This is a genomic window from Streptomyces sp. 12E (genome assembly GCF_055633275.1).
This window is the reverse complement of record NZ_JBVNCJ010000001.1, coordinates 7,292,808-7,311,961: the sequence shown is the minus strand read 5'-3', so window position 1 is coordinate 7,311,961 and position 19,154 is coordinate 7,292,808. Positions and strand designations below refer to the sequence as shown.

Genomic DNA, 19,154 nt, shown 5'->3' with positions numbered 1-19,154 from the left:
CGGAGCATGGCCGAGCGACGACTCCCCAGTGCCGAGCGGCGGGCCCAGCTCGTCGGCATTGCCCGCAACGTGATCGCAACCGAAGGTACGGACGCACTCACGCTCGCGTACCTGGCGAGCAGAGCAGGGATCTCCAAGCCCGTCGTCTACGATCACTTCTCCTCGCGCTCGGCGCTCCTCCTCTCGCTGTATCAGGACTTCGACCAGCGACACCTCGCCGACCTGCACGCTGCGATAGCGCACACCCCGCCGGATCTGCGGCAGCGGGTCGAAGCGATCGCGGCGGCTCACGTCGCGTGCGTCGTCTCTCAGGGCGTCGAACTCAGTGGAGTGGTGGCCGCGCTGGCCGGCACACCGGCCCTCGAGAAAGCCAGGCGAGAATCCGAGCGCCGCTACATAGACATCTGCCGGCAGGCCATACGGAGCGCCGACGGCGCTGCGGACCTCCGTGAGGAAGCAGCCATCGCATTCGTGGGCGCAGCGGACGCACTCGGCCATGCGGCCGCCCGTGGAACGATCAGCCCGGAACTCGCCCGGTCGACCATCACCACCGTGTTGCTCAGCCTTGTCAACGCCTCTGGTTGATGGACTCGCAGCCTGTGCGGTCGCTCTCGCGTCAACAACCTCCTGACCCCCAACACCTGGCGGTCAACATGAAGTACCACATGGTCGTCGCGGGCGGCACCGACCGCTTTGGACCACGCGACTGCGGCCGACAGCGACAGGTCCAGCTCGTCGGCCGACAGCATCGGGGGGGCGGCTGGACAGCAAGAGCGCTGACCGCGCCGTTGCGGCCGGAGAGTACTCGGTTCAGGCCAAGCGCAGCGATGCGTTCGCGGAGCCGTTCCGCCGACAGCGGCCAGCCGCCCCGGCTGCCGGGAAACACCACGCCGAGCCGTGCTGCACGACAGCCTTGGTCTGCAGCCGCTCGTATGCGGCATCCCGTCCACCCGCTCACGCCGCCGACGCCCGGCCAAGCTCCACGCCGACAAGGGTGACGACTACAGCCACCTGCGCCGATGGCTCCGTCGACGCCGCATCCGGCACATCGGCATCGGGCAGACTGCCCTCCGCGCAGTGCCGCTCTCACCGGTCCCACGCGCCCTGTCAGCCAGACCGTGCGCTTTCTGCGCCCTTGCCCCGCCATGTGGACGGCGGGACAAGGCCACCAGGGCGCCTGGACAGTTCCATCACGAAGGGGGCCCAGGGCACGGCAGACTGGACGAGGGCTTTGCCAGACAGGCGTTACTGAGGTTGAACTCGTGATGTCGTGTTGTTGGTCAGGCGGATCCGATGGTCAGGCCGGTCTCGGCGAGGCAGCCGTCTGTGAGGTGGGCGCGGTACTGGATGTGCCGTAGGCCGCGGCACACAGCCGCTTCACGCCGTGACGGCGCTGTCGGTCTCGTCGAGCTTGCAGATTGCCGCGGTGGTTTCGACGCCGTCGTCGTGCAGCAATTGGCGCATGCGGGAGACGTCGATGAAGGCGGCGTCGAGGGGATGCGTGAACAGGCGTGAGAGCGCAGTGCCGTACTTGGCCATCGAGCTTTTGCCCGGGATGAAAATCGACAGTTCGTCCCGGGCTTCGAAGAGCTGCACCTTGATGTCGCCGGGCAGGGCTGTGACCGTTTCCTCGTCCGCCGTGACGGGGATCTTCACCAGCCAGCGCTGTCCCTCGGCGGTACGCCACTGCCTCTCCTGCTCAGGGGCCTCTGTGGCCCATGCACGCCAAGGGGTCCCCGAGACAACGACGCCACACGACTCCACAGTCTTGACCACGTTCTGAACGGTGGCGGTGACGGCGGCATCGATTTCGGTCCAGTCGTGGGGGCTGTCCCCGATCCAGGTCCCGGGCACCAGCTTCGATGCCACGGTCATCTCGGGTACGTGGCTCAGGCGCACCGCCGGCCACGAGTCGAAGAACTCGCGCGCGTCGCTGATCGCCTCGTCCTGGGCCTGTCGCTGGCGCTGCACCTCCGTACTGTGCTGCTGCAACAGGGCGGGCGCCGCATCCGGCTCGTCGAGAGCGCGTCGGACCAGCTTGACGCTCATCCCCGTGCCGCGCAGCGCGGTGATGAGCATGGCCTGCTCGACCTGCTCAAATGTGTACGCGCGGTAGCCGGTCCGCTCGTTGACGTCGGCCGGGACGAGCAACCCCTCAGAGTGGTAGAACCGCAGCGTCTGGGGCGACAGATGGCACATTTCACTGAATTCGCTGATCGACAACATGGCGCCAGTTTCGCCCTTACAGCAACTACAAGGTCAACCGGCGGGCCGGGGCCTGCGTCGATGCCCTGGCTGGTCTCGGCCACGTTTGCCGAGGTCTTCACGCTCTGTGCGTCGACCACGGCCGCGGTCGGCTGGGTGCTGCGGCCGTGGGATCGACGGGTGCTGTCGCGGAGCAGGTCGTGGACCTGCTGGGTGGTGCCGTCGGCCTCCCACTTCGCGTAGTAGTCGTAGACGGTCTTGTACGGCGGGAAGTCGTGGGGCAGGTACTCCCACGGGATGCCGGTGCGGTTGACGTACAGGATCGCGTCGGCGATCTCCCGCAAGTCGTGCACCCGGGCCGCCGTGCCGGGTCCGGTCCGTCTCGCCCGCCAGGCGGTGAAGACCGGTTCGATCAAGGCCCGGCGGGCGTCGGAGACATCACTGCGGTACGGACGACGAGCACTCACACCTCGCCCAACGACCGCCAACGCCACCAGTCACAGAACCATCCCCGACTGTCAGCTAGACAGATCAGGTGAAGGCGTCGACGGGTGCGGGGAAGGCGTCGAGTCGCACTCCTCGGCGGGGGCCAGCGCACGCTTCCGCATCCGGCCCTCGTGCCAGACGGCCACCGGCGTGCCGTGCCCCGGTCCGCGGCCGAGCAGTACGTCGCCGGCGGCGGCCGGGGCGAGCGGCGCGACGCCGCCGACATAGGCGTCCAGCGCGACGGGACCGGTGGCGCGGGCGGCCAGTGCATGGGGCAGCAGCGAGGACAGGCCCGGCAGCGCGCCGGCGGAGAGCACGGCCGTGCGGCCGGCGGCCACCCATCGTTGGGCGCCCCCGTCGGCGGACAGCAGGTTGTGGACCGGGTCGTCACCGGCCGCGTCGACGTAGTCCGCGCCGCTTCGCAACGCGGCTCGGGCGACCGTGTCGAGGACGCGGTACGAGGGTCCCGCGCAGTTGACAACGAGTCGACAACCCGCTGTGAAGTGCTCCAGCGATTCGGGGTTGGTCAGGTCCACCGCCAGGGCGTCCGCGTCAGGGCCGTCCTCCGGAAGGTCGGCGATCAGCGCTTCCGCCCGGCCCTGATCGCGGCCGGCCACCAGCAACGGGTGGACACCCGCTCGGTGGAGCCGCCGTACGACCGCGCTGCCGACTGCTCCGTAACCGCCTATGACGCCGATGGCCGCCAGGACCGCCGGGTGGCGGGCCAGCACCGCCTCCACCTCGCCCAGTTCGATGCGGTGCCCGCGGATCTTCACCTGCCGGTCCACACGCCCGAGGACTCGATGGTGCCCTCGGCGCTCCACCGGCCGAGGTCCCCGGTGCGGTACAGCCGACGGTCCAGCACGGGGTGGACGGCGAACCTCTCGGCGGTCTGGACCGGATCGGCGGTGCAGCCGCGGGCCAGCCCGTCGCCGCCGATGACGTCCGTGCGACCTCGTGGGGTGGGGTGCCGAGGACTTCGGCGATGCAGTCGATGACGCGGGCAAGGAGGTCGTCGCTCGGCACAGACTGGTCCATCCGGTCCCCGTCGAAAGGCGGGCAGGGCAGCGCTTCCCCGCAGAGAGATCCCGGGGGAAGCGGAACACCGATGAACTTAATTGAAAATGATTATCATATCAACCAACTTGCGGTGTCGGATCGCTCGCACGCTCGAGAACGCACAGCCCCAGGCCGGAAGCGCCGGCCCGGCGCAGCACCAGTCCCGCTTCGGCGACTTCGGCCGTCAGCGCGTCCTCCGTCGCGACCCACCAGCGGTACTCAACCGACGCCCCGGCCAGCGGCCGCCCCTGACGCAGGACGCCGTAGTCCATGCGCCAGGTGATCTCGTCCGCCCCCGTGGGGCGCGCGCTCGCCCAGCCCTCGTACTCGAGCTCGCCGACGACGGCCCGGGCCATCCGCATCCGTTCCACCTCCACCGGGGCGAACGGCGGGGTGAGGTTGAACACCAGCGCCCCGCCCGGGGCGAGCTGCCGGGCCGCGCGGCTCCACAGCGCGCGCCTCTGCCCGGGCGGCAGGTGGCCGATCATGTTCAGGGCCACCACGGCCCGCACGCCGTCGGGCCAGTCGGCGCTCGCGCAGTCGTCCGGAACCACTGTGACGCGCTTGCGCAGTTCGTCGTCCTCGTGGACCCGGGCGAGCAGGACGGCGCGCATCGCGGCGGACGGTTCGACGGCGAGCACCGACACCTGTGGCAGCACGTCGCAGATGACGCGCACACCCCGCCCGGAGCCGGCCCCGAGGTCCACCACGGCCCCGGTCCGGGCGCGGACGTGCGACAGGACGTCCGCCAATGCCGGGGCCAGCGGCCGCCACGACTCGGCGATCAGGATGTCGAGGTACTCGGCGGACCGCTCGTAGGGGTCGCTCATCACTGCTCCAGACACTCGATGTCTCGCGGTTGCCCCCGCACGGTAATAAAAAATGAATTTCATTACCAGGAGGGAGCGTGGGACGCCGATGCGGCATCAGTCGGATCCGGCGAGCCTCCTGCGGCTCCGGCCACCGGCGGCGAACTGCCCACCCGCTGGGCAGTGTCCGGCGGATCATGCCGTGGTCGAGGCCGTCGAGACCCGGCTGACCCCGATAGCATCGCGGCGTGTTCGAGTACCACGGCTGGATCGCTGTCAGGGAGACCGCAGTTGGTGACGACGATGACCTCCGACTGCGGCAGGTCGTCGATGAGCTTCGGCTTCGCATCGCTCAGATGGCCAGTCCCTACCTCCTGGATCTCAGGTGGATGAACGGTGAGCCGTTCATCCACGTGGGAGGCAATTCCAATCACCGCTCGTCGTCAGATGTGGTCGGACTGTTCGAACATGTCGCGAAGGTCGCTCCCGGCTCCTACGGCCTCCTGCATATGCGCGATGACGAGGACCCGGGCCATGAGAACGAGGTACGCGTACTCAGGCTCGCTCGGGGCACGGTCACGCATCACACGGAGGCGCTGCTGTCTCCCTGCATCCCGACGCTGGAAGACCCCTTCACTGTTTAGTTCTGTCCGGCTGGTCACGGCCCGAGCCACGGACGGATCGCCGCGGCCGTGACGGTGCCGTGAAAGCGTGAAAGACGAAGGCTCTCCTGTCGTGGCGCGTAGCCACGGCTCGGGAGTTCTTGAGCCGATCGATCGCCCGCTCGACCTCGTTGCGGCGCTTGTGGATGTCGCTGTCGAAGCTGGTGCGCCGGCCGCCCTTGCCGCCGCGTCGTTTGCGGTTGGCCCGCTGGTCCTTCGGCTCGGGGATGGTGTGCTTGATCTGGCGTCTTCGCAGGCAGCGGCGATTGCGGCGTGAGCTGTATGCCTTGTCGCCGCCCAGGTGGCCAGGCCGCGCGCGAGGGTGACCGCCCTGGAACGGGGAACGCGGATGCGTTCGAGGACCTCAATCACCTGCGGCGCATCGCCCCACTGGCCGGGCGTGACCAGGAAGGCCAGAGGTTTGCAGCCGCCTTCAAACTTCTGGCGGTTGCGCCTGGCCGGCCTTGTCCGGAACGGTGCCTCGGGTCCCGCGGCGGCACAGGGGGCGGAGCCGACGGGTCCAGCGGGCGGCCCGGTCAGCCGTACATCGCCACGCGGTGCGGAGCCGCGAGCGCGTCGTCGATGGGGTGGGGCTGCGGCTTGCCGGAGGAGTCGAGCCTGTTCCACCTCTGCAGGTTCACCGCGACCGCCACCTGCCGCTTGCCGTCGGCGCGGATCACGGCCAGCGCTCCACCGCCCCAGACCGTGCCGCCGTGGCCCCAGAAGGTGCCCTGACCGGGGCCCTCCATCGAGTGCAGCCCGAGGCCGTAGTCGATCGTCTTTCCCTCCTGGGAGACGACCAGGACGGTGCCGACGGGGTCGCTCGAATGGATCTGCCGGCACACAGCAGCCCACATCGGGACCTACTGGCCCACGCAGGACAGTTGGCGGCACAACCCACCGGCGCCTGCCTCCCCATCGACCTGAACGTCCGCCCCACTGCCTCGCCGGCCGAAGTGCTCCAGGCCGTCACCGCCCGCGGCGGACTGCTCAGCAGCGCCCTGCCCACGGCCGGCCCGGCCCTGAGGACCTGGCACTGGGACCCGTGCGACCCCGAAGGGTTCGCCGCGACGGGTGCCGCCGAGATCCTGCTGCCCCTACGACATCGCGCAAGGGCTGTCCGTGGACTGGCTGCCACCGGCACCGTCGAGCGCAGCGCTGCTCAACCGGCTCTTCCCCGCGGCCCCGCCGGGAGACCCCGCTCGGATCCCGCCGTCGCACCAGTGCCTACGGCAGCGGTGAGGGAGGCGACTGCGTCGTAGCCGCCGTCGGGGTGCGCGCCTGGCCGGAGTCCCGTTGCGCCGTCGCGGCGAACGCCGCCCGATACGCGGTGGGCGACGTGCCCAGGACGCGTCGGAAGTGCAGCCGCAGGTTGGAAGGGCTGCCCAGGCCGCAGCGGTCGGCGATGTGGTCAACGGCGAGTCCGGTGGTCTCCAACAGTTCCCGGGCCCGGTCGAGCCGGGCGGCGAGCAGCCACCGCAGGGGCGTCGTGCCGGTCTCGGCGACGAACCGCCGGGCGAAGGTCCGCGGCGCCATGTGCGCATGCGCGGCGAGCCGCGGGACCGTCAACGGTTCGTGCAGACGGGCCAGAGCCCACGCCCGGGTGGCCGCGAGGGTGACGCCGGGTTCTTCGGGGGCCAGCGGCCGTTTGATGTACTGCGCCTGCCCGCCGTCGCGGTGGGGCGCGGAGACCAGGGCGCGCGCCACTTCGTTCGCCGTCCGCGCGCCCAGGTCACGTCGCACCAGGTGCAGGCACAGGTCGATGCCGGCGGCAACGCCCGCCGAGGTCAGCACCTGTCCCTCGTCCACGTAGAGCACGCGCGGATCCACCGATACCGTCGGGTACCGCGCGGCCAGTTCGTCGGCGTATTTCCAGTGGGTGGTGGCCTTGCGGCCGTTCAGGACCCCGGCTGCCGCCAGCGCGAACGCTCCCGTGCAGATGGACACCAGCCGTCGGCCCCGGGCGTGCGCCTCGGCCAGTGCGGTGAGCACGTCCGCCGGGAGCTCCCGCAGGTGCGGTGCGTACCCCGGGACGATGACGGTGTCCGCGCCGCGTACGGCCTCCAGCCCGGCCGTCACCGTGACCGCGAAGCCGGCGGCGGTCGTGACCGGGTGCGCGGTCCGTCCGCACAGGGTCAGTCGGTAGGGGTCGCCGGGCACGGCGATGAAGACCTGGGCCGGGATGCCCAGGTCCAGGGGCAGTACGTCGTCCATGACCAGGACCGCCACTCGATGCGGTGCGACAGGGCTGGCAGCTTCCTCGCGCATGAGGGCAATTCTGCCACTGTCACGGACGGCCGGCGCGGACGATCCTCGATGCCATGAACGACGAGATGACCACTGGCGTCCCGCCGCTGCCCGACTCTCCCGTCGTCCGCCGCGCACTGGCCCTGGTGCGCGGGACGGAGTCCACCGCGACCGCCAACCACAGCGTCCGCAGCGCCCTGTTCGCCCGGCTCCGTGCCGACCATCAGAGCGCGGAGCCGGGGCGCGACTACGACCCGGAGCTGCTGTTCCTGGCCTGCGTCCTGCATGACATCGGCCTGACACAGGCCGGTGACCGCCACCAGCGGTTCGAGGTGGACGGCGCCGACACGGCCGCGGAGTTCCTCACCGCGCAGGGTCTGCCCGCCGCCGACGTCGACGCCGTGTGGGAGGCCATCGCCCTGCACACGACGCCGGGTGTCGCCGAGCGCCGCGGCACCCTGTGCGCCCTGGTGCACCAGGGGACCGGTATGGACTTCGGCTGGGGCACCGACTGTGTCGACGACGCCACCGGCGCCGCGATCCACGCCGCCTACCCGCGGCTGTCCATGGCCACCACCCTCACCGACGAGATCGTCGCCCAGGCGCGGCGCCGCCCGGAGAAGGCCCCGCTCTTCTCCATCGCGTCCGAACTGCTGAGGGAGAGGTCCGTGCCGCCGCACAGGACCCGGATGGAGACCATGGCCGACGCCGCGCGTTGGGGCAACTGAGCATGACCACCTACGGAATCCTGCTCTTCGACTCGGCGCAGGAACTCGACTTCACCGGCCCGTGGGAGGTGTTCACCACCTCCTCCGGCCTGCGGGACGGCGCGGACGACGTCCTGCTCGTCGCCGAGCGCTCCACGCCCGTCCGGTGCTCCCAGGGCATGCGGGTACTGCCGGACCGCACGCTCGATGACCATCCGCCGCTGGACGTCGTCCTCGTCCCGGGCGGCTCCGGCGCCCGGAAGGCCGAACCGTGCAACGAGCGGGTCACCGGCTGGCTCACCGCCACCGCCGCTCGCGCGGCCTGGGTGGTCGGCGTCTGTACCGGCACCTTCCTGCTGCACGCCGCCGGCCCGGCCCGGTCGCGTCGGGTTGCCACGCACTGGCAGTACGAGGACGCGCTCGAAGGGCGCGGCGACGTCACCGTCGTACGCGACGCCCGCTATGTCGTCGACGGCAACCTGCTCACCAGCCAGGGCGTATCCGCCGGCATCGACAGCACCCTGTGGCTCGTCGGCCACCTGCACGGGCGCGAGCACGCCCGCGCCGTACGCCGTGCCCTCCAGTACGACCCGGCACCCCCGTATCTGGCGGACGAGCCTCTCCCCTGTTCATGACCGACCGAGAAACGGAGTACCGAACGAGATGAACCGCCGTAGCCTCCTGCACGCCACCACCGCGCTCGGAGCCGCAACGCTGACGGTCGGCGCCGCCCCCGTTATCTTTTTCGCGGTCCTGCAAGAGGGCCGCTGGCCTCCGGGCCCGGCATGACTGTGTCCCCCTGTCGACGGGATGACCTGGGGGGTGGTGTCACCGGGCCCGAGGGGTGCCGTCGGAGACGCTGATCAGAGGTCCGACCACCGCCCGGCCGGGCGCAATGCCCGGCCGCCCGCGGGCGGCAGGTCTGCATAACGTGGATGCGCGAGAACGGCCCCGACCGCCGAGGTCGGCACGCATCGACGCATGTGGGGGCACGGTGATCAGCATCGACGGGGTGGGCGTCTTCCTGGGCCTGGACGTCGGTAAGCAGACGCATCACGGCCACGGCCTGACCCCGGCCGGGAAGAGGGTGTTCGACAAGCAGCTGCCGAACAGCGAACCGAAGCTGCGGGCTGTCTTCGACAAGCTCACCGCCAAGTTCGGCACCGTCCTGGTGGTCGTGGACCAGCCCGCCTCCATCGGCGCCCTCCCGCTGACCGTCGCCCGGGACGCCGGCTGCCAGGTCGCCTACCTGCCCGGACTGGCAATGCGCCGGATCGCCGACCTCTACCCCGGCGAGGCCAAGACCGACGCGAAGGACGCCGTGGTCATCGCGGACGCTGCCCGCACCATGCCCCACACCCTGCGCACCCTCGACCTTGCCGATGAGGTCACCGCGGAGCTGACCATGCTGGTCGGCTTTGACCAGGACCTCGCAGGCGAGGCCAACCGCACCTCCAACCGCATCCGCGGCCTGCTCACCCAGTTCCACCCCAGCCTGGAGCGCGTCCTGGGCCCGCGTCTGGACCATCCGGCAGTGACCTGGCTCCTCGAGCGCTACGGATCCCCGCAAACACTCCGCAAAGCGGGCCGCCGCAAGCTGGTCGAGGTCGTCCGGCCCCGAGCGCCGCGCATGGCCAAGCGGCTGGTCGAGGACATCTTCACCGCACTCGACGAGCAGACCGTCGTCGTCCCGGGCACCGGCACCCTCGACGTGATCGTCCCGTCGCTGGCGAAGTCGCTGGCCGCCGTTCACGAACAACGCCGGGCCCTGGAAACCCGGATCGAGGCACTGCTGGAGGCCCACCCTCTTTCCCAGGTCCTGACCTCGATGCCCGGCATCGGCGTCAGGACCGCCGCAGTCCTCCTGGCCACCGTCGGCGACGGCAGCAGCTTTCCCACCGCCGCCCACCTGGCCTCCTACGCCGGTCTCGCCCCGGCGACCCGGCAGTCCGGCACGTCGATCCACGGCGAGCACGCCCCCAGAGGCGGCAACCGGCAGCTAAAACGAGCGATGTTCCTCTCCGCGTTCGCAGCCCTCCACGATCCCGCCTCCCGGACCTACTACGACCGCTGCCGAGCCCGCGGCAAAACCCACACCCAGGCCCTCCTCCGCCTCGCCCGCCACCGCATCAGCGTCCTGTTCGCCATGCTCCGCGACGGAACCTTCTACGAGCCGAGGAGCCCCCGACTCGCTTGACGAAGGACATAGAGGCACCCCCCCCCCGGGCCGACGCGGCAACCTCCGCGGCTCCCGGGCGCGACCGTCCGTTACGCGTACACGTCGTCATGTTCGACGGTGTGGAGGAACTCGACTTCACCGCCCCGTACGAGGTGTTCTCCGCCTCCGGTTACTTCGCCGACCGGGAGGTGGAGGTCCGTCACGTGGCGCTCGACGGTCCCCGTACCGTCGAGGCCGCCTACGGCACCCGGCTGCGCGTCGACCACGGGTGGGCCCCCGAGCGGGCGGACCTTCTCGTCGTCCCCGGCGGCGGGTACGCGCGCCGCGAGGATCCCGGCGTGTGGGCCGAGATCCGGCGCGGCTCACTGCCGCGAGCCCTGGCCGACGCGACCCGCCCGGGCCTGACCGTCAGCGCGTTGTGCACGGGCGTGATGCTGCTCTCCGCCGCCGGGCTGACCTCGGGACGTCCCTGCACCACCCACCACCGGGCGCGGGCCGACCTGGAGCGGCAGGGCGGCGTGCTGAAGAACGCCCGCGTGGTCGACGACGGCGACCTGGTCACCGCCGGCGGGGTCACCTCCGGGCTGGACCTCGCCCTGTGGCTGGTGCGCCGGGAACTCGGCGCGGACGCCGCGGTCGGTCTGGAGGAGATGCTCGAGTACGAGGCCCGGGGCACGGTCTGGACGGCGCGAAGCAGCCGGTGAGCGGACATCGCCGGCCGCCGTCCCGAAGCCCTGCTGGTGCGCGGGGGCGGGCAGGCGGCACGCGCTGCTCGAGGTCCATGCCCAGTGGCGACGGCCGGTTCCGCTTGCCGCCGGTTACCGGTGCCCCTCGTACGGCAACGACGCGGACCACAGGAGCGCCCCGACACGGTCGACTCCGAGATCGCCCCGGGCCGGTCAGCCAATGTGACAACGCCGCTGTACGTGATTGTCGGCCTGTTCGTTTGAACTCGACGGCTCATCAGGTTCATGCGGATGAATCGTGTGAACGACGTCACGGACGCGGGGATCCACAGTCCTGAGGCCCTCGGCCCCCTCACCACTGACCTCTTGCTCGTCCCCGGCGGTTCCGCATGGGGGCGGAGCCCTCATCTTTCTGCCGGCCGTCCCGACCCCGTGGGGATCTCCCCCGCAGGGGAACCGGCCCGAACGCCCCGGACGGCTCGGACCCTTGTCGGGACACGAAAGGCCTGCAATTCTCTGGCCTGTGATCAACGCCAGGATTGCCCCTGCCGATTCGGCCGTGTCCGGCCAGTCGCAAGGCGGACCGTCCGCCGTCGCACTCCCCCACGACCCGCAACCGGAGTGGGCCGCGTTCGTCGCGGCGGCGGTCGCCGCCGCTCCGCTCGCGCCGGTGGTGCCGGCCGGGGAGCTGCCGGGCACCTCCGGTTTCCGGTTCGTCCTGGCCCCCTTCGCCGAGCTGGCCGCCTCCCGGCTGCCGGCCGCCGTTCCCGACACCGACCTGCCACGCCTCCGGGCCCGGTTCACCGAGCGGTTGGTCCGGAGCCTGGCCCGGCAGGCCGCCCGCACCCTGGTACTGGAGCTCAACGTCGCCCGGGTGGGCGGCCGCCTGACGGGTGACACCCCCGCAGCCCGGTTCCGCGCCTTCCTGGCCCTGACGGCATGCCGGGACGGTCTGTCCGCTCTGCTGTCGGAGTACCCGGTGCTCGGCCGGCTGCTGGCGCAGACCTGCGTCAACGCCGCCGACGCCCTGACCGAACTGCTCGACCGCTACACCGCCGACCGGACGGAGCTGGTCCGCACCCTGCTGCACGGCACCGACCCCGGGCCGCTGGTCTCGCTCCGCGCCACCGCCGGTGACGGACATCGGCACGGTCGCAGCACCGCGGTGCTCACCTTCGCCGACGGCTCCCGGGCGGTCTACAAGCCGCGCCCGCTGACCGCGCACCGGCGCCTCAACGAACTGGTCTGCTGGTTCAACGGACAGCCGGACGTGCCGGAGCTGCGCACCGTCGCCCTGCTGGACCGGCCCGGCTACGGCTGGCTGGCGTACGTGGCCGCCCTCCCCTGCCGGAACCGCGGCCGGATGGAGCGGTTCTACCGGCGGCAGGGCGCCTGGCTGGCGCTGCTGCACGCGCTGGACGCGACCGACCTGCACTTCGAGAACCTCATCGCCCGGGCGGACCACCCGGTGCCGGTGGACGTCGAGACCCTCTTCCACCCTCCGGTGTCCGGTTCCGCCCCTGACGGCGACCCGGCGGCGCTCGCGCTCGCGGCCTCGGTCCACCGGGTCGGCCTGCTGCCGCTGCTGCTCTTCGGCGAGGACGGCACGTCCCTGGACGCCTCCGGCCTGGGCGGCGACGCCGGGGCCGTGGCGCCGCTGCCGGTGGTGGCCTGGGCGGAGAGCGGCACCGACCGGATGCGGCTGGTCCGCCGGGCCGGGGCGATCGCCGGGGCCCACAACCGCCCCCGGCTCGACGGGGCGGAGGCCGACCCGGCCGAGTTCACCGAGGCGGTGGTGGCCGGATTCCGCGCGGGGTACCGGGCGATCGCCGCCGGACGGGAGGCGCTGACCGGCCCGCAGGGCCTGGTGCACCGCTTCGCCGAGGACGAGGTGCGCGTGGTGCCCCGGGCCACCCAGGTGTACGCCACGCTGCTCGACGAGTCGACCCACCCGGACGTGCTGCGCGACCCGGCCGACCGCGACGAACTCCTGCGGCTGCTCGGCACGGACGCCCTCGGCACTCCTGGGCCGACCCGGCTGCTGGAGCACGAGATCGCCCAGCTCTGGGACGGCGACGTGCCGTTGTTCACCGCCCGGCCAGGCTCGGCGGACCTGTGGTCCGGCCCCGGTCTGCGGATCCCGGACGCACTGGAACGGCCGGGGCTGGAACGGGTGCTGGAGAAGATCCGCGCCATGGGGGCGGCCGACCTCGACGCCCAGGAGTGGATCGTCCGGGCGGCGCTGGCCGCCAGGTCCACCGCCTCCGCCCACCGGCCGGGCGCACCGGCCACCCGTCGGAGCGGCACGACCGGACCTGACCTGACGGACCGGCCGACGGCGGAGCGGCTGCTCAGTGCGGCGCGGCGGATCGGCGACCGCCTGACGGACGGCGCCCACCGGGGCCGGGGCCGGGCCAACTGGCTCGGCCTCGAACTCCTCGGGGACCGGGCCTGGCGGTTCGGACCGGCCGGAGCCGACCTCGGGCACGGCTACCCGGGCCCGGCGCTGTTCCTCGCCGAGCTCGCCGCGCACACCGGGGAGGAGCGGTACGCGAAGACGGCGCGCCAGGCCCTGAGCCCGCTGCCCGCACTGCTGGAACGCCTTGCGGCGGAACCGGAGGACCGGGCGGCCGTGGGCCCGGGAGCCTTCGCCGGGCTGGGCGGCATCGCCTACGCGCTCGCCCGGACCTCCGCCCTGGTGGACGACCCCGAGCTGGCCGACTGGGCCGACCATGCCGTCGAACTCACCCGTGCCACCGCCGAGCACGACACCGCCACCGAGGCCCGTAGTGCGGCCGGAGCCGCCGACGGGTTCCGGGGCGAAGCCCGGGCGGGCGGGCGGACCGGGCTGGCCGAGGGGGCGGCCGGCGGGCTCGCGGCGCTGCTCGCGGTGCACGAAGCCACCGGGAGCGCTGCGGCCTGGCACGGTGCCGCGCTCTGCGCCGAGCGGCTGACGGACCGTCCACTGCCGGCCGCCCCCGGGTTCGCCGAGGGCGCGGCCGGGGTCGGCTGGGCGCTGCTGCGGTTCGCGGCGGCCGGCGGCGGGGAGCGGTACGAGCGCGCGGGCCTCGCGGCGCTGCGTCACGCAGCCCGGGGCGCCCGGGGCGCTGCCCGCACCGGCCTGACCTGGTGCCGGGGCCTGCCGGGTATCGCCCTGGCCGTGGCCGACAGCCCCGCCGCCCTGGCGGATCCGGAGCTGACCGGGCTTACCGGGCATGCCGTCCACGAGCTGGCGGACGCCGGTCCGCTGCCCGGCCACGCCCTGTGCCACGGCGAGTTGGGCGTCCTCGAACTGCTCGGCCACCTCACGGACCCCGGCACCCGGGAGTTGCTGGACCACCGGACGGGCGCCCTGGCCGCCACACTCGACCGGGCGGGCCCGGTCTGCGGTACCCCCGGCGGCCTGGCCGTTCCCGGACTGCTGACCGGACTGTCCGGCATCGGGCTGGGCCTCCTGCGGCTCGGCTCGGCCGGGCGAACAGCTTCGACGCTGCTGCTGCAGCCGTCGCCACCAGCGCGGCCGTCGTGAACCGACGGCGCGACCATCACCGAGAGGAAGACACATCCATGAACGTCGAAGAGTTAGTCCGCAGCTGGAAGCAGCCGAAGGTGCGCGGCGACCAGGCCGTCGACCACCCGAGCGGGCAGATCACGCTGCGCCCCGGCGGCGGCCCCCGCCGCAGCCGGCTGCTCTCGGGTTTCGACGAGCAGACGATCATCGGGACCCTGACCGTGACCGTTCCGTTCGCACCGGAAGCGACCGGCTAGGGCCTGTCCGACAAATGATCCTGGTTGGGTTCGCGGAGCCAGAGGATGAGTGCTGCGAGGTGGAGCCCGGCCCGGTAGCGGGCGGCCAGTTCGTCGAAGCGGGTCGCGATGGCGCGGAACTGCTCGAGCCGGTTGAAGCAGCGTTCGACGACGTTGCGGGCCCTGTGGAGCTCACGGTCGAAGGTCGGCGGTCCGCCGCCGGCCCGGCCGCGCCGCACCCGGTCGGCCTTCTGGTCGGTTCTTTCGGGGGTCACTGCCCGGATGCCCCGGCGCCGTGGCGTCTGGCGGATCGCCCGCGCCGAATACGCCTCGTCGGCGATGACCGCGTCGGGTCTGCGACGCGGCCGCCCAACGCCGGACCGGGGCACTCGTACCGTGTCCAGGACCGCGTCGAAAGCGGTGGAGTCGTTGACGTTGCCTGGTGTGACGAGGACGGCCCAGGGGCAGGCCCCGGCCGTCGCAGGCGAGGTGGACCTCGGTGGTCAGCCCGCCGCGGGACCGGCCGAGCGCCTGGCCAGCCGCCGCGCGTGCCGGATCTTCCAGCTCGTCCCCCGCCGACGCCCCTTCTTGCGGGCGCCGGCGGCGTGGTGGTGGGCCCGGTTGATCGTGGAGTCGACCGAGACCGTCCATTTCACGGCCCCGGCGCAGTCGTCGCGGACCTGGACCTCCTCGAGCAGGCGGGCCCATGTCCCGTCCGCCTCCCAGCGGGCGCACCGCTCATGGACCGTCTGCCACGGTCCGAAGCGCTCCGGCAGGTCACGCCCCGGAGCACCCGTCCGCAACCGCCACGACACGCCGTTGATCACCTGCCGGTGATCCCGCCACGGACGACCCCGCCCGTCGACACCCGGCGACAGCGGCGCTGTCCGCTCCCACGCCGCATCCGTCAGCTCACCACGACCCACCACAAGATCAATCATCAGACAGGCACCGCCGGCCTCGGCCTGGGTCGCCCGCTGAGCGATTCCTCCCTGGTCTGGCCGACGGGCTGGAAGGGGCCCCGGTGACGGCGGCACAGGGACTGCTGGACTTGGCGCCGGGTGCCGGGTTCCGGATCGACGGGGTCGACTGGTTCGCCGACGAGGTGGAGCCCCAGCACGGTCTGGGCATGCGCGGCCTGACACCCGCCCCCCGGGGCGTCTTCCCCGTCTGGCTGCTGACGACATCGACGCGCTACTGCCCCTCCTGCCTCTCCGGCGACGGCTCGGCCGTCCAGCAGCGCCACGGAGGACCCCGGAAACTGGCATGGCGGACGGCGGCCGACTTCGCCTGCCTGGAGCACCGCTGCTTCCTTCGCACCACCTGCCCCGCGGCGTCTTCGAAGACCGTCCGGACGGGCTGGGTGTCATAGGAGACGCGCACGAGCGTCGCCGCGTGCTGGGCCTGCTCCAGGGTCTCGGCCAGGACGAGAGCGACCGGCTGGCCGCTGTGGTGGATCTCCGTGTCCTGCAGCGGGAGGAAGCGCTTGACCAGCAGGTGCGGTTCCGGGACCGTCAAGCGCGGCATGTTCCGGTGGGTCATCACGGCGGCCACACCGGCGGAGCGCTCGGCCTGCCGGGTCTCCAGGCGGGTGATCCGTCCGCGGACGATGGTGCTGAGCACCATGACGCCGTGCAGGGCGCCGGGGACGTGCACGTCCGCGGTGAACTCGGCCGCGCCGGTCACCTTCGCGTGGCCCTCGACGCGGGGTACGGGCCTGCCCACGATCCGGCTCATCGCCTGCCTCCCAGGTCGGTCAGAATGTCGGCCAGTGCACGGCGTACCAGCTCGACCTTGAACGTGTTGTGCTCGCGCGGCTGCGCGCCGCTGACCAGCGCCTGGGCGGCCGACGCGATGGTGGAGTCGGTCAACGGCCGCCCGCGCAGGGCCGCTTCGGCCTCGACCGAGCGCCACGGCCGCGGGGCGATGCCCCCGAAGGCGAGGTGGACATCGCTCACCTCGCCGCCTTCCATGGTCAGCGCCGCGGCCACGGAGACCACGGCGAACTCGAACGTCGCCCGGTCGCGCAGCTTGAGGTAGCGCGAGTGACGGGCCGACCGGCTCCCGGGGACGGTGACCCCGGTGATCAGCTCGCCGTGCCGCAGTGCCGTCTCCTTGTGCGGGGTCGTGCCGGGCAGGAGGTGGAAGTCCTTGAGGGGGATGGAACGTTCGCCCCGTGGGCCGAGAACGACGACGGTGGCCTGCAGGGCGCTCAGTGCGACCGCGAGGTCGGAGGGATGGACGGCGATGCAGTGGCGACTGCCGCCGTGGATCGCGTGCCAGCGGTTCTGCCCCGTGATGGCCGGGCATCCGCTGCCGGGCTCGCGCTTGTTGCACGGGCTGCCGGCGTCGCGGTAGTACCAGCACCGCGTGCGCTGCATGAGGTTCCCGCCGATGGAGGCCCGGTTGCGGATCTGCGGGGACGCCGACGCCAGCAGGGCCTCGGACATCGCCGGGAACCCTGAACGGACCACCGGGTACTCGGCCACCTCCCGCATCCGGGCCATCGCCCCCACGTGCAACGTGCCGTCGCGCAGTTCGATGCCTGACAGCGGGACCTGATTGACGTCCACGACCAGGTCCGGGGCGAGAGCCCGGTCCCTGACGAGGTTCAGCAACTCGGTCCCGCCCGCGACGAACGTCGCCCCCGGGCGGGCCGCCACCAACCGCACGGCCTCGGACGCACGTGCCGTGCGCGTGTAGTCGAACGGCTTCATCAGACGCGCTCCCTCGCGGCGTCCCGTACGGCGTCGACGATGTTCGGATAGCAACTGCACCGGCAGAGGTTGCCGCTCATCCACTCCCGGATCTCGTCGTCGGAGCCCGTATGCCCCTCGTCGATGCAGGCGACGGCGGACATGATCTGCCCGGGGGTGCAGAACCCGCACTGGAAGGCGTCCCGCCGGATGAACGCCTCCTGCACGGGATGCAGTTCTTCGCCGCGGGCCAGCCCTTCGACCGTGGTGATCTCCCGGCCGTCCTCCATGACCGCGAGGGTCAGGCACGACTTCACACGCCGGCCGTCGACGAGAACCGTGCAGGCGCCGCACTCGCCCCGATCGCAGCCCTTCTTCGTGCCCGTCAGGCCGAGACGCTCACGCACCGTCTCCAGGAGGGTCACCCGGGTCTCGACTGTGAGGCGATGAGTTCTGCCGTTGACATGGAGTGTCACCTCAGTGGCCGGGGCGGGCGGTGCAGCACCCGCGCCCTCGCCGACGGCGGTGCCCAGCACACCGCCGGTGGCGACCAGCGTGGCGGTGAACCCACCCGTCTTGAGTACGGCCCGGCGGCTGTGCCCGCCCATGGGCGCTTCGTCGTTGTCGGACATCCTGCTGCATCTCCTCGGCTGATCGCGGACGGGTCGGGTCGTGCCGTGGCTGAGAGGGACGGAAGAGGACTGCGTGACACGGGCCGCTGCGGCACCGGCGTGAGAAACGGCCGGGCGCGTCACCTGGGTCACGGCATCACGACGTACAGGACACGACGGCTTCAAAGGGATCGGCCGCTCGCAGCCCGCACGGGAGCGCAACGCCGCAAGCACTTCGGGAACGACCGGGGTCGGCCCCGCTCGGGCAATAACGAGGCTTACTGCTTCGAAACCCTAGCAGATTCGATGCACGGTGTCTCGATGCAAAGGGGTGTCGGGCCCATAGGACCGGGGACCTCACGTGCGTCGCACGCCGCACTCGCCCCGGGCTGCGGCCGGCGGGCAGCGGTACGCCATGTCCCGATACTCTGTCGGCATGACCGGCCCTGCCGCCCCCGGGCGCCCACGCAGCGAGGTCGCCCGCGTCGCCGTCCTGCGCGCCGTCGACGACCTGCTCGTCGAGATCGGCTACTCCGCGATGACCATGAAAGGCATCGCGGAGCGCGCCGGAGTGGGGCGGATGACCGTGTACCGGTGGTGGCCGACCAAGGCGCACATCCTGATCGAAGCCTGCGATGAGGACGCGCGCAGCGAGCTGGCCGTCACCGCGCACGCCGACCCGGTCCGCACGATGACCGATTTCCTGGTCAGGCTAGCCGCCTTCCTCACGACCTCACCCGCGGGAGCCGCCTACCGAGCGCTGCTCGGCGAAGCCCAGCACGACTCCGAGGTCGGCCGCCTCGTCGCCGACGCCGACCTGCTGGCCGCACCGGCCCGCGCTGTACTGGATCACGTCCGGACTCGGCTCGGCGCGGTACCGGAAGACCGATCAGCCGTCGCCGAACTGTGCGGACCGCTCGCTCTGATGGTGATGACCGGCGCGCCCGCACCCTCGCGCCCGACCCTGCACGCGATGGCCCGTCGGCTCGCCACAGCCTGGGCCTGACCGGGCGTCGGAATCCTTCGGCCGGCGTGCCCCTGGCCGTACGGGCGCACCGGC

The 19,154-nt window shown here is 72.0% G+C and carries 16 protein-coding genes and 7 pseudogenes; 11 read left to right on the top strand and 12 right to left on the bottom strand.

What is annotated here, in order from left to right:
• Positions 1-6: 6 nt before the first annotated feature.
• Together ACZ8ZB_RS33505 and ACZ8ZB_RS33500 are read left to right on the top strand one after the other, a co-directional pair.
• Positions 7-585: a TetR/AcrR family transcriptional regulator gene (locus ACZ8ZB_RS33505; protein WP_470741316.1), complete on the top strand. Its 579-nt coding sequence runs from the start codon at positions 7-9 to the stop codon at positions 583-585.
• A gap of 318 nt (positions 586-903) precedes the next feature.
• Positions 904-1,041: pseudogene (locus tag ACZ8ZB_RS33500) on the top strand (IS5/IS1182 family transposase); the annotation flags it as partial.
• A gap of 239 nt (positions 1,042-1,280) precedes the next feature.
• On the opposite strand, the pseudogene ACZ8ZB_RS33495 reads toward ACZ8ZB_RS33500, so the two are convergent.
• From ACZ8ZB_RS33495 to ACZ8ZB_RS33475, 5 genes and pseudogenes are all read right to left on the bottom strand, one after another.
• A pseudogene (locus ACZ8ZB_RS33495) lies at positions 1,281-1,364 on the bottom strand (transposase); the annotation flags it as partial.
• 13 nt (positions 1,365-1,377) lie between these two features.
• Positions 1,378-2,226: a MerR family transcriptional regulator gene (locus ACZ8ZB_RS33490; RefSeq protein ID WP_470741315.1), complete on the bottom strand. Its 849-nt coding sequence runs from the start codon at positions 2,224-2,226 to the stop codon at positions 1,378-1,380.
• 191 nt (positions 2,227-2,417) lie between these two features.
• Positions 2,418-2,672, bottom strand: a pseudogene (locus ACZ8ZB_RS33485) (transposase); the annotation flags it as partial.
• 51 nt (positions 2,673-2,723) lie between these two features.
• Positions 2,724-3,479 (bottom strand): saccharopine dehydrogenase NADP-binding domain-containing protein, encoded by a 756-nt coding sequence (locus ACZ8ZB_RS33480; RefSeq protein WP_470741314.1) that lies wholly within the window; start codon positions 3,477-3,479, stop codon positions 2,724-2,726.
• A 348-nt stretch (positions 3,480-3,827) separates the two neighbouring features.
• Positions 3,828-4,580, bottom strand: coding sequence for a class I SAM-dependent methyltransferase (locus tag ACZ8ZB_RS33475; protein WP_470741313.1), 753 nt, complete (start codon positions 4,578-4,580; stop codon positions 3,828-3,830).
• A 227-nt stretch (positions 4,581-4,807) separates the two neighbouring features.
• Here ACZ8ZB_RS33475 and ACZ8ZB_RS33470 point away from each other — a divergent pair, with 227 nt between their 5' ends.
• On the top strand, positions 4,808-5,203 hold the full coding sequence (locus tag ACZ8ZB_RS33470; protein WP_470741312.1) for an Imm7 family immunity protein: 396 nt from the start codon (positions 4,808-4,810) through the stop codon (positions 5,201-5,203).
• A gap of 14 nt (positions 5,204-5,217) precedes the next feature.
• Here the strand turns inward: ACZ8ZB_RS33470 and ACZ8ZB_RS33465 are convergent.
• From ACZ8ZB_RS33465 to ACZ8ZB_RS33455, 3 genes and pseudogenes are all read right to left on the bottom strand, one after another.
• A pseudogene (locus tag ACZ8ZB_RS33465) lies at positions 5,218-5,656 on the bottom strand (transposase); the annotation flags it as partial.
• Positions 5,657-5,757: 101 nt separating this feature from the next.
• A pseudogene (locus tag ACZ8ZB_RS33460) lies at positions 5,758-6,030 on the bottom strand (hydrolase); the annotation flags it as partial.
• A 418-nt stretch (positions 6,031-6,448) separates the two neighbouring features.
• The gene (locus ACZ8ZB_RS33455) at positions 6,449-7,489 is read right to left on the bottom strand and encodes a GlxA family transcriptional regulator (RefSeq protein WP_470741311.1); all 1,041 of its coding nucleotides are present in this window, start codon (positions 7,487-7,489) and stop codon (positions 6,449-6,451) included.
• 53 nt (positions 7,490-7,542) lie between these two features.
• Between ACZ8ZB_RS33455 and ACZ8ZB_RS33450 the strand changes: the two genes are divergently transcribed.
• The 6 genes from ACZ8ZB_RS33450 to ACZ8ZB_RS33425 all read left to right on the top strand — a co-directional run bounded on the left by ACZ8ZB_RS33450 (position 7,543) and on the right by ACZ8ZB_RS33425 (position 14,808).
• Positions 7,543-8,196, top strand: a complete 654-nt coding sequence (locus ACZ8ZB_RS33450) for an HD domain-containing protein (protein ID WP_470741310.1) — start codon at positions 7,543-7,545, stop codon at positions 8,194-8,196.
• Between the two features lie 2 nt (positions 8,197-8,198).
• The gene (locus tag ACZ8ZB_RS33445; protein WP_470741309.1) at positions 8,199-8,810 is read left to right on the top strand and encodes a DJ-1/PfpI family protein; all 612 of its coding nucleotides are present in this window, start codon (positions 8,199-8,201) and stop codon (positions 8,808-8,810) included.
• Positions 8,811-9,169: 359 nt separating this feature from the next.
• Complete coding sequence (locus ACZ8ZB_RS33440) at positions 9,170-10,372, top strand: IS110 family RNA-guided transposase (protein WP_470740013.1); 1,203 nt, start codon at positions 9,170-9,172, stop codon at positions 10,370-10,372.
• Positions 10,369-11,058: a DJ-1/PfpI family protein gene (locus tag ACZ8ZB_RS33435; protein ID WP_470741308.1), complete on the top strand. Its 690-nt coding sequence runs from the start codon at positions 10,369-10,371 to the stop codon at positions 11,056-11,058. The genes ACZ8ZB_RS33440 and ACZ8ZB_RS33435 overlap by 4 nt, the downstream gene beginning before the upstream one ends.
• 541 nt (positions 11,059-11,599) lie before the next feature.
• Complete coding sequence (locus ACZ8ZB_RS33430) at positions 11,600-14,569, top strand: type 2 lanthipeptide synthetase LanM family protein (RefSeq protein WP_470741307.1); 2,970 nt, start codon at positions 11,600-11,602, stop codon at positions 14,567-14,569.
• A 38-nt stretch (positions 14,570-14,607) separates the two neighbouring features.
• The gene (locus tag ACZ8ZB_RS33425; RefSeq protein WP_470741306.1) at positions 14,608-14,808 is read left to right on the top strand and encodes a hypothetical protein; all 201 of its coding nucleotides are present in this window, start codon (positions 14,608-14,610) and stop codon (positions 14,806-14,808) included.
• Here ACZ8ZB_RS33425 and ACZ8ZB_RS33420 read toward each other — a convergent pair.
• Positions 14,805-15,716 (bottom strand): annotated as a pseudogene (locus tag ACZ8ZB_RS33420) (IS5 family transposase). The gene ACZ8ZB_RS33425 and the pseudogene ACZ8ZB_RS33420 overlap by 4 nt on opposite strands.
• 200 nt (positions 15,717-15,916) lie before the next feature.
• Here ACZ8ZB_RS33420 and ACZ8ZB_RS33415 point away from each other — a divergent pair.
• A pseudogene (locus ACZ8ZB_RS33415) lies at positions 15,917-16,042 on the top strand (hypothetical protein); the annotation flags it as partial.
• Here the strand turns inward: ACZ8ZB_RS33415 and ACZ8ZB_RS33410 are convergent.
• Genes ACZ8ZB_RS33410 through ACZ8ZB_RS33400 form a run of 3 tightly spaced genes read right to left on the bottom strand, consistent with a single transcriptional unit; the run spans position 15,982 to position 18,115 of the window.
• Entirely contained in the window at positions 15,982-16,524 is a 543-nt protein-coding gene (locus ACZ8ZB_RS33410; protein ID WP_470741305.1) for a hypothetical protein, read from the bottom strand. The pseudogene ACZ8ZB_RS33415 and the gene ACZ8ZB_RS33410 sit on opposite strands and share 61 nt — an antisense overlap.
• Positions 16,521-17,504 (bottom strand): FAD binding domain-containing protein, encoded by a 984-nt coding sequence (locus ACZ8ZB_RS33405; protein ID WP_470741304.1) that lies wholly within the window; start codon positions 17,502-17,504, stop codon positions 16,521-16,523. Before ACZ8ZB_RS33405 ends, ACZ8ZB_RS33410 begins: the two co-directional genes overlap by 4 nt.
• Positions 17,504-18,115, bottom strand: a complete 612-nt coding sequence (locus ACZ8ZB_RS33400) for a (2Fe-2S)-binding protein (RefSeq protein ID WP_470741303.1) — start codon at positions 18,113-18,115, stop codon at positions 17,504-17,506. Before ACZ8ZB_RS33400 ends, ACZ8ZB_RS33405 begins: the two co-directional genes overlap by 1 nt.
• A 415-nt stretch (positions 18,116-18,530) precedes the next feature.
• Between ACZ8ZB_RS33400 and ACZ8ZB_RS33395 the strand changes: the two genes are divergently transcribed.
• A complete protein-coding gene (locus ACZ8ZB_RS33395) occupies positions 18,531-19,100 on the top strand; it encodes a TetR/AcrR family transcriptional regulator (RefSeq protein WP_470741302.1) in 570 nt (189 codons plus the stop codon).
• The last annotated feature ends 54 nt before the right edge of the window (positions 19,101-19,154 follow it).

Coding starts and splice junctions, on each gene's coding strand:
- ACZ8ZB_RS33505 (WP_470741316.1), top strand. CDS start 7: ATGGCCGAGCGACGACTCCCCAGTGCCGAGCGGCGGGCCCAGCTCGTC.
- ACZ8ZB_RS33490 (WP_470741315.1), bottom strand. CDS start 2,226: ATGTTGTCGATCAGCGAATTCAGTGAAATGTGCCATCTGTCGCCCCAG.
- ACZ8ZB_RS33475 (WP_470741313.1), bottom strand. CDS start 4,580: ATGAGCGACCCCTACGAGCGGTCCGCCGAGTACCTCGACATCCTGATC.
- ACZ8ZB_RS33455 (WP_470741311.1), bottom strand. CDS start 7,489: ATGCGCGAGGAAGCTGCCAGCCCTGTCGCACCGCATCGAGTGGCGGTC.
- ACZ8ZB_RS33450 (WP_470741310.1), top strand. CDS start 7,543: ATGAACGACGAGATGACCACTGGCGTCCCGCCGCTGCCCGACTCTCCC.
- ACZ8ZB_RS33445 (WP_470741309.1), top strand. CDS start 8,199: ATGACCACCTACGGAATCCTGCTCTTCGACTCGGCGCAGGAACTCGAC.
- ACZ8ZB_RS33425 (WP_470741306.1), top strand. CDS start 14,608: ATGAACGTCGAAGAGTTAGTCCGCAGCTGGAAGCAGCCGAAGGTGCGC.
- ACZ8ZB_RS33410 (WP_470741305.1), bottom strand. CDS start 16,524: ATGAGCCGGATCGTGGGCAGGCCCGTACCCCGCGTCGAGGGCCACGCG.
- ACZ8ZB_RS33405 (WP_470741304.1), bottom strand. CDS start 17,504: ATGAAGCCGTTCGACTACACGCGCACGGCACGTGCGTCCGAGGCCGTG.
- ACZ8ZB_RS33400 (WP_470741303.1), bottom strand. CDS start 18,115: ATGTCCGACAACGACGAAGCGCCCATGGGCGGGCACAGCCGCCGGGCC.
- ACZ8ZB_RS33395 (WP_470741302.1), top strand. CDS start 18,531: ATGACCGGCCCTGCCGCCCCCGGGCGCCCACGCAGCGAGGTCGCCCGC.